The sequence below is a fragment of the Actinomycetota bacterium genome, assembly GCA_013152275.1.
GTDB lineage: Bacteria > Actinomycetota > Acidimicrobiia > Spongiisociales > UBA4744 > BMS3Bbin01.
In genome coordinates this window covers 17,615-25,338 of the sequence record JAADGS010000010.1, presented here as the reverse complement: position 1 = coordinate 25,338, position 7,724 = coordinate 17,615, and the positions used below count along the sequence as shown (strand labels likewise).

7 protein-coding genes and 1 pseudogene (1 of these 8 cut by a window edge) are annotated in these 7,724 nt (G+C 67.4%); 2 read left to right on the top strand and 6 right to left on the bottom strand.

What is annotated here, in order from left to right:
• Positions 1 to 153: 153 nt before the first annotated feature.
• Positions 154 to 399, top strand: coding sequence for an RNA-binding protein (locus GXP34_00545; GenBank protein ID NOY54461.1), 246 nt, complete (start codon positions 154 to 156; stop codon positions 397 to 399).
• Positions 400 to 599: 200 nt separating this feature from the next.
• Here GXP34_00545 and fetB read toward each other — a convergent pair whose 3' ends face one another.
• Together fetB and GXP34_00535 are read right to left on the bottom strand one after the other, a co-directional pair.
• The gene (gene fetB / locus GXP34_00540) at positions 600 to 1,433 is read right to left on the bottom strand and encodes an iron export ABC transporter permease subunit FetB (protein NOY54460.1); all 834 of its coding nucleotides are present in this window, start codon (positions 1,431 to 1,433) and stop codon (positions 600 to 602) included.
• Positions 1,420 to 2,100: an ATP-binding cassette domain-containing protein gene (locus GXP34_00535; GenBank protein NOY54459.1), complete on the bottom strand. Its 681-nt coding sequence runs from the start codon at positions 2,098 to 2,100 to the stop codon at positions 1,420 to 1,422. The genes fetB and GXP34_00535 overlap by 14 nt, the downstream gene beginning before the upstream one ends.
• 118 nt (positions 2,101 to 2,218) lie before the next feature.
• Between GXP34_00535 and GXP34_00530 the strand changes: the two genes are divergently transcribed.
• The gene (locus GXP34_00530; protein NOY54458.1) at positions 2,219 to 3,118 is read left to right on the top strand and encodes a hypothetical protein; all 900 of its coding nucleotides are present in this window, start codon (positions 2,219 to 2,221) and stop codon (positions 3,116 to 3,118) included.
• Positions 3,119 to 3,247: 129 nt separating this feature from the next.
• Here GXP34_00530 and GXP34_00525 read toward each other — a convergent pair whose 3' ends face one another.
• The 4 genes and pseudogenes from GXP34_00525 to GXP34_00510 form a co-directional block, all read right to left on the bottom strand.
• A complete protein-coding gene (locus tag GXP34_00525; protein NOY54457.1) occupies positions 3,248 to 4,747 on the bottom strand; it encodes a long-chain fatty acid--CoA ligase in 1,500 nt (499 codons plus the stop codon).
• Positions 4,748 to 4,822: 75 nt separating this feature from the next.
• Positions 4,823 to 5,821: a 3-oxoacyl-ACP synthase gene (locus GXP34_00520; protein NOY54456.1), complete on the bottom strand. Its 999-nt coding sequence runs from the start codon at positions 5,819 to 5,821 to the stop codon at positions 4,823 to 4,825.
• On the bottom strand, positions 5,818 to 6,588 hold the full coding sequence (locus GXP34_00515; GenBank protein NOY54455.1) for an alpha/beta hydrolase: 771 nt from the start codon (positions 6,586 to 6,588) through the stop codon (positions 5,818 to 5,820). The genes GXP34_00520 and GXP34_00515 overlap by 4 nt, the downstream gene beginning before the upstream one ends.
• Positions 6,589 to 6,665: 77 nt before the next feature.
• Positions 6,666 to 7,724: pseudogene (locus tag GXP34_00510) on the bottom strand (AMP-binding protein) (it continues 462 nt past the right edge of the window).

The window sequence follows — 7,724 nt, the reverse complement described above, 5'->3', positions numbered from 1 at the left end:
GCGCCGCCCGGCCCTGGATCCGCTAACCTATGCGGTGCTGCATGAGCAGCGACTCGCCCGGTTTCTCTTTCCGCCCAACTGAGTGTGGCTGAGTCAGACAGGACAGAGGACCCGGGGGGCGGACGGAGCCAGTAGGAAAGGGCGAGAGCCAGAATGAATATCTATGTAGGGAACCTTCCCTTCAACTCCACCGGGAGTGACCTCGAGCGTCTGTTCGGGGAACACGGTGAAGTAACCTCCGCCAGCGTGATCAGTGACCGGGAGACCGGGCGCTCACGCGGGTTTGGTTTCGTGGAGATGGCCAACGCCGACGAGGCGCGGACCGCCATCCAGGAGCTCGACGGACACGATTTCAGTGGTCGCCGACTCAAGGTCAACGAGGCCCGTCCTCGGCGCTAGCACCAACCGAATCGGAAGAGCCGCCGGTACCCCCGGCGGCTTTTTCTTTCCCCCTAGTCCATTGAACCCAGGGCTCAGGGGGGTCGTGACGACGCATACGAACCCAGGGTTCAACAGGGGTGCGCGAGTTCCTTGAACCCAGGGCTCAGGGGGGTCACCACGACGCATACGAACCCAGGGTTCAACGGGGGTGCGCGAGTTCAGTGTCGCAGGCGCACGGCGAGCGTCGCGAGTAGCCCGGGGCGGGCCGACACGTCCGAGGGGCGGGGCAGACGCTTGAGCCGGTGATCGTCGGTGAAGAGCCGGCGTGCGACGCCGAGTGTGACGACGGTCGAGGTCGTCGCCACCGAACCCAGGATCAGGTACATGATCGCCGCCTGCACCAGGACCGCGTCGACCGGGTTGACCCCGGCCAGGATCAGCCCGGTCATCGCCCCGGGGAGGAACACCAGGCCCACCGCCTTGGTGGTCTCGATCTGTGGTGTCAACGCCGTGCGCAGCGCAGCCCTCACGTACGGCCGCGACGCGAGAGTCGACGACTGGCCGAGAGCGAGGCGTGCCTCGACCTCGCGGCGTTTGTCGCGAATCTCCTCGATGACTCTGCGTGCCGCCACGATCGTCGCCTTCATCGAGTTGCCGACCATCATCCCAGCCAACGGCACGAGGGTTCGAGCCTCGAGCGGGAACACGCGCAGCCCGAAGATGACGCCGAGTGTCACCACCGAGGAGATCCCGAGCGCCAGGAAGCTGAGTCGCAGGATGTCGGGGACCTCGCGGGCGCGGCGCTGCACGACGATCCCTGCGAAGAGGAGCATCGCGCCGACCCAGATCCACGACAGGATCAGCGGCTGGGTCGGGTCGATGATGACCGCCAGGACCGCTCCCACGGCGAGGAGTTGAACGATCGAGCGGATGGTCGCCCAGATCATCTCGCGTTCGAGGTGAAGGCGCTGCCAGAGCGACAGGCCGAGTGCCACGACGATGAGTACGAGCGACGCGATCAGGCCAAGGGTCGTGACATCACCGCTCGCCATGGTGCCCCCCATTCAGGAAACCCTGGACCGAAGCGGCATCGGAGACGAGCCACCCGTCGACGATCGCCATCACCTCGTCCGCCAGCCTGCGAACCTGGGCCACGTCGTGGGTGACCCACAGGATCGGGACGCCGTCGAGGTCTCGGACGAGGCCCTCGAGACGTTCGGTTGCCGCCGGGTCGAGCGACGCGGTCGGTTCGTCCATCAGCAGGACCTGTGGGCCGGTGGCGAGCGTCCGGGCGAGGCAGAGGCGCTGCGCCTCTCCCCCGGACAGGTCGTCGACGGCGGCGTTGAGAAACGACTCGTCGAGCCCGACGTTTCGGAACAGCTCCCTCGCCTCGGGTTCGGCGATGGACGGCTCCGCAACCTGCAAGTTGTCGAGGCCGGTCCCACCGAAGAGCACCGGATGCTGGAACACCATGCCGACCTTGCGGCGAAGGGTGAGAGGGTCCATCGCGGAGAGGTTCTCGCCTTGGAACCGGATCGCTCCACGGTCGGGGACGGCGAGACGGTTGCACAGCCTGAGCAGCGTCGTCTTGCCTGCACCCGAAGGGCCGACGATGACGGTGATGCCCTCATCCTGCACGACCGTGTGATCGATCTGGAGGATCGGCGTGCCATCGCCGCCGGCGACGAGGACATCCTCGAACTCGAACAGGGCACTCACCCCGCCACGTTACTCACCGAACGTTGAACCCAGGGCTCAGGGGGGTCGCCACGACCCCTACGAACCCAGGGTTCAGTTGAGGCGGGGATCTGTCACACCCATGCCTCATGATCGGGCCATGCAGACCGACAAACGCATCCTCAACCTGGCAGCCGGCCAAGGCGGTGTGATCAGGAAAGACCAAGTGCTCGAATACGGCATGACCGTCGACATGATCCGAAGGCGGGTCCGCACGGGCCGATGGCAATCCATCGCCCGTTCGGTGTACCGGATCTTCGACATGACGGACCCCATGGACCGCTTGCGTGCCGCCGTCGCAGGGCTGCCCGACGCCGTCGTCTCTCACGAGTCGGCGGCCGAGATGCTCTCGATCCCCCGCGTCTGGCGGGGGCTCGCCGTCGTCACCGTCCACAGCCGGACCACCCACAACTTCCCCGACGTCACCATCCGCCGCAGCCACGACCTCGACGAGTCCCACATCGCAACGATCGATGGCTTGCCCGTGACCACGATGGCCAGAACGATCGTCGACCTCGCCGCGCTCCTGCGGCCCCAGCACCTCGCGTCGATCGTCGATGATCTCCTCGCCTCCAAGAAGCTGACCGTCGCCGAGGTGCGGGACGTCGCCTCCTCTGTTCTGCGGCGAGGCAAACCCGGCTCGACATCTCTTCGAACCATCCTCGGGGAACGGGCCGAATCCCCCAACGAGAACGCGAGCCGGCTCGAACTGCTCGGTCTCGACGTTCTGCGATCCTCCCGACTTCCCGATCCCCAGCTCGAGTATCCGATTCCGTGGGACGAGCACCGGCGTTTCGATGCCGCGTATCCCGACAAGAAGCTCGCGATCGAGTGGGATTCGCGACGGTGGCATACCCAGGTCGAGGCGTTCGAACGTGACCGTCGCCGGAACCGCCTGGCGACGCTGCACGACTGGCGCCTCGTCCGATTCACGTGGGACGACCTCACGGCCCGCCCCGCGGAGGTCGCCGAGACGGTCCGTTCTCTCCTGGCGAAGTAACACCTTCGTTGAACCCAGGGCTCAGGGGGGTCACCACGACCCCTACGAACCCTGGGTTCAACAGGGGTGGTGGTGGTTCGTTGAACCCTGGGCTCAGGGGGGTCACCACGACCCCTACGAACCCTGGGTTCAACAGCAGGGGGGGAGGGTGTCGCGGAGGACCCGCTTGAGGACCTTGCCGGCGGCGTTGCGGGGCAGCTCGTCCACCACCACCGCCCGTTTCGGGATCTTGTAGCGGGCCAGCCTGCCGTCACAAAAGCCGAGCAGCTCGTCCGCGTCGAACGCGTCGGCGTCGCGCGGCACGACCACCGCCACACCGACCTCGCCCCACCGCTCGTCGGGTACGCCGATCACCGCGACGTCGAGCACGTTCGGATGCCGGAACAGCACCTGCTCGACCTCGGCCGGATACACGTTCTCCCCGCCGGAGATGAACATGTCCTTCCACCGGTCGACGATGAACACGTACCCGTCGTCGTCCATCCGCGCCGCGTCGCCGGTGTGCAGCCACCCGTCGGTGAACGACGCCGCGTTGGCGTCGGGCCGATGCCAGTACCCGGGCGTCACGTTCGGACCCTTCGCCCACAACTCGCCGATCTCGCCGCGCGCCACGTCCCGCCCGGCCTCGTCCACGATGCGGATGGCGGTGTGCAGCACCGGCTTGCCCACCGACCCGGCCTTCGACAGGGCGTGCTCCTCGTCGGTGAGGAACAGCGTCGGGCTCGTCTCGGTCAGCCCCATCCCCTGGCGGATCACAACCCCCCGCTCGGCGTAACGCTCCAGCAACGCCACCGGCAGCGCGGAACCGCCGCTCGCCCACGAGGTCACCTTCGACAGATCGGCGTCCGCCCACGCCGGATCCTCCGCAAGGAACTGGTAGACGGCCGGCACCCCGAAGAAATGGGTGATCTCACCCGACGTCAGCCACGACAGCAGCTTCTGCGGGTCGAACTCGCGCAGGTTCACGGACCTCGCCCCGAGGCGAAGACACGGCGTCGTGTACAGGTTCAGACCGCCGGTGTGAAACGTCGGCAGGACATTGAGGTTCCCCGAACGCTGCGTGAGACCGACCGCGTCGCCCATGTTGATCGCGTTCCAGAAGAACATCCCGTGCGTGACGATCGCACCCTTGGGATGCCCGGTCGTCCCCGACGTGTACATGATCGCCCACGGGTCGTCGTGGACGGCGACGACGTCCGGCGCACCCGCCGGGTCGTGGGCGTCGAGCGCCTCCTCGTACGGCTCCCCCAACGCGAGCCCCTCGGCCACGTTCAGCTGCGCCGCGGCGCCGGCGAACTGGTCCTCGTAGATCAGCACCTTGGGTTCCGAATCGTCGACGATGAACTGCAGCTCCGGGACCGCGAGCCGCCAGTTGAGCGGCACGAGGATCGCGCGAAGGTGGGCGCACGCGAACAGGACGTCGAAGATGTCGGTCGTGTTCGCCGACAGGAACGCGACCCTGTCGCCCTCCCCCACCCCCTTGTGTGCCAGCCACACGGCCATCGCCCGCACCCGCGCGTCGAGCCGGCCGTAGGTGAACGTGCGGTTCGTGTAGTCGTCGATGAGCGCCACCGCACCGGGACGCACATCGGCGTGGTAGCCGATCCAATCGAAGGCATCAACACTCATCTCGCCACCTCCCAACACCACCTGCCACCACCAAGCACACCCGCACCGACCCGATCAAACGCCTCCACACTCACCTCACCACCTCACCACCGTCGCAGCCCACGTGTACCCGGTGCCCGCCGACAGCAACAGCACCCAGTCGCCGGCTTCGAGCTCGTCTCTCTTCTCGTCCAGACCGACCAGCGGATCGATGCCCGACATGTGCCCGTGACGGCGCAGATACACCGTCTTCTCCTCGGGCACGCCAAGCTCGGAGATCGTCCACTCGAACAGGGAACGTTTGAAGTGCAGCGGCGCCAGCAGCGCCAGATCCGCCGGGCTGATCCCTGCACGCTCGCAGGCGCGGCGCGCCACACCGACGAAGTTCGCTCCCGACACCGGGTCGAGCCGCTCCTTCATCGACGCGGGATCGCGAACGTCGAGGCAGTGACGGCGCTCCCGCACCGTCTCCAGCGAGGCCGGGTTGCGGCTGCCGCCGGCGTACACCGCGACGTCGTCGGCGAACCGCCCGTCGGTGATGACCGCCGACGCGACGATCTCGTGACCGCGACGCCGGGTCGACAGCACCGCCGCCGCGGCACCGTCACCGAAGTTGAACATGAAGCGTGACCGGCGGTTCGTGTAGTCGAGCAGATGCGACTCTCGGCTCGCACCGACCAGCAGGACCGTTTCGACGTCGTCCGAGCCCCGCAGCATGTCCCCCACCGCCTTGAGTGCGACCGGCGTCCCGCACGACACGTTGCCCATCTCGAGTGCCCACGCGTTGTGCGCCCCGACGAGGTCGGCGATCTTCGGTGACGCCGACCAGACGAGGTAGTCCTTCCACATCGACCCGAAGTAGGCGACCACGTCGACCTCGTCCGGTTCGACGCCTGCGCGTTGCAGCGCCACGGCGCCGGCACCGGCACTCATCGTGGAGACGTGGTCGTCCGGTCCGGCGATGTGCTTGCCGTCCAGGCCGAAACGTTCGACGATCACCTCCTCGTCGATACCGGCCGCGGCGCCGATCTGCGCGGCGGACATCCAGCGTTGCGGCATCCACGTTCCGACATCGAGCAGGTCGACCCGTTTCATCGGTCCTCCAACACGAACGCCTCGATGGCCTCGACCGCCTTCACCGCCGACGACCCGAACAGGCACGTCATGTGATTGCCGGGGATCTCCACGAGGCGCCCGTCGCGAAGCAGGGCCATCGTGGCGTGTGCCTTCGCTTCGGCCACGAGGGGTGGGGAGCCGGGCGGCCCGAACGGGTCCGGCGCCCGCAGGAACAGCAGTGGCCGTTCGATCGAGGCGACCACCTCGGGCCAGTCGATCTCGAGGGTGCCCTCGACGGCGGCGCGGATGTGCTCGGGACGCGAGCGGGCCCGCACCGTCCCGTCGTCCTGTTCCCGCACGTCGGCGCGAACGTAGCCATCGATGGCCGGATCCCACCAGCCGTCGAAGTACGGCATCGCCTTGACCATCTCCAGGTAGGCGTCCCGGGACGGCAGCACCATGTCGAGGCGGTCCAGCGACGGCTTGATCTGATCGAGGATCGTCTCGTCCACCTCGGCGGGCGCGTCGATCACGACACACGACTCGACCCGGTCCGGATGCGACGCGGCGATGTGGTAGGTGAGCAGACCCCCGAAGGAGTGCCCGCCGAGCACGACCCGGTCGAGGTCGAGAGCATCCATGAGCCCGAGCACGTCGGCCGCGTGATCGCTCATCCGGTAGCCACCGTCGGGCTTGTCGCTCAGGCCGCGGCCGCGCAGGTCCAGGGCGAGGACGCGCATCCGCTCGGCGAGACCTGCGGCGATGAGCCCGTCGAACGAGTGGGCGTTGGCGGTCAGACCCGGCATCAGGAGCAGCGTCGGCCCGGACGTGCCGTACTCGAGGTAGTGCAGCCGGATCCCGTTCGTGTCGACATCTCGGTCGTTCACGTGACCTCCCTTTCCGTGTAGGACTCTTTGATGACCCGTCGCAGCGTCTTGCCGGCGACGCTGCGGGGGAACGCGTCGAGGATCGTAACGTCGCCGATCTTCTGGAAGCGGGCCGAGACCCGCTCGTTCACCCAGGCGATGATCGTTTCGCGTGACGACGTCGCGCCGGCGTGCAGGACGACTGCGGCGACCGGCGTCTCGCCCCACCGTTCGTGGGGGACGCCGAACACGGCGACGTCGGCGACGTCGGGATGGGTGACGACGATCTCCTCGATGTCCCTCGGGTAGACGTTCACGCCTCCGGAGATGATCAGGTCCTTCTTGCGGTCGACGAGGTACAGGAACCCGTCGTCGTCGACGTAGCCGAGATCGCCCGAATAGAGCCATCCGTCGCGGATCGCGTCGGCGGTCAGATCGGGCCGCCGGTAGTAGCCGGGCATGGTGGTCGGTCCCCGCCCGACGATCTCGCCGACCTCACCGGCGGCCACGTCGAGCCCGTCGTCGCCGACGATGCGCATCTCGTACAGCGGTGGCGGCACACCGACCGAGTCGGGTTTGCGGGCGAAGTCGTCACGATCGAGGATCGTCATGAACCCTTCGGTGAGCCCGTACAGCTCGTAGAAGCGTGCGGGGAACCGGCGGGCGATCTCACGTTTGTGTTCCAGGTGCAACGGCGCGCCGACCGAGCAGATCATCTCCAGCGACCCGAGGTGCGCCTCGTCGAAGTCGTCGTGGGCGAGCAGGTCGATGAGCTGGGACGGCACGGTCATGATGTGCGTCACCGCTTCGGCGGCGATGGCGTCGATCATCGCCCGTGCGTCGAAGGAGCGGTGCAGCACGTAGGTGCAGCCCAGGTAGAAGGCGGGCATGAGGGTGAGGAACGCCCCGTTGAACACGAGGGACCCGGCGTGCAGGATGACGCTCTCCGGGTGAATCCGGTATGAGGACGCGAACCCGGTGCAGTACGCCTCGCGGATCGCGTGCGTGTGCACGATCCCCTTCGGCAGGCCCGTCGTTCCCGACGAGTAGATGATGTTGTACGGGTCGTCGGGGGT

Bases quoted from the DNA above. Each gene is read 5' to 3' on its own strand.
- GXP34_00530 (NOY54458.1), top strand. From the start codon at position 2,219: ATGCAGACCGACAAACGCATCCTCAACCTGGCAGCCGGCCAAGGCGGT.
- GXP34_00545 (NOY54461.1), top strand. From the start codon at position 154: ATGAATATCTATGTAGGGAACCTTCCCTTCAACTCCACCGGGAGTGAC.
- GXP34_00520 (NOY54456.1), bottom strand. From the start codon at position 5,821: ATGAAACGGGTCGACCTGCTCGATGTCGGAACGTGGATGCCGCAACGC.
- GXP34_00515 (NOY54455.1), bottom strand. From the start codon at position 6,588: ATGCCGGGTCTGACCGCCAACGCCCACTCGTTCGACGGGCTCATCGCC.
- GXP34_00525 (NOY54457.1), bottom strand. From the start codon at position 4,747: ATGAGTGTTGATGCCTTCGATTGGATCGGCTACCACGCCGATGTGCGT.
- fetB (NOY54460.1), bottom strand. From the start codon at position 1,433: ATGGCGAGCGGTGATGTCACGACCCTTGGCCTGATCGCGTCGCTCGTA.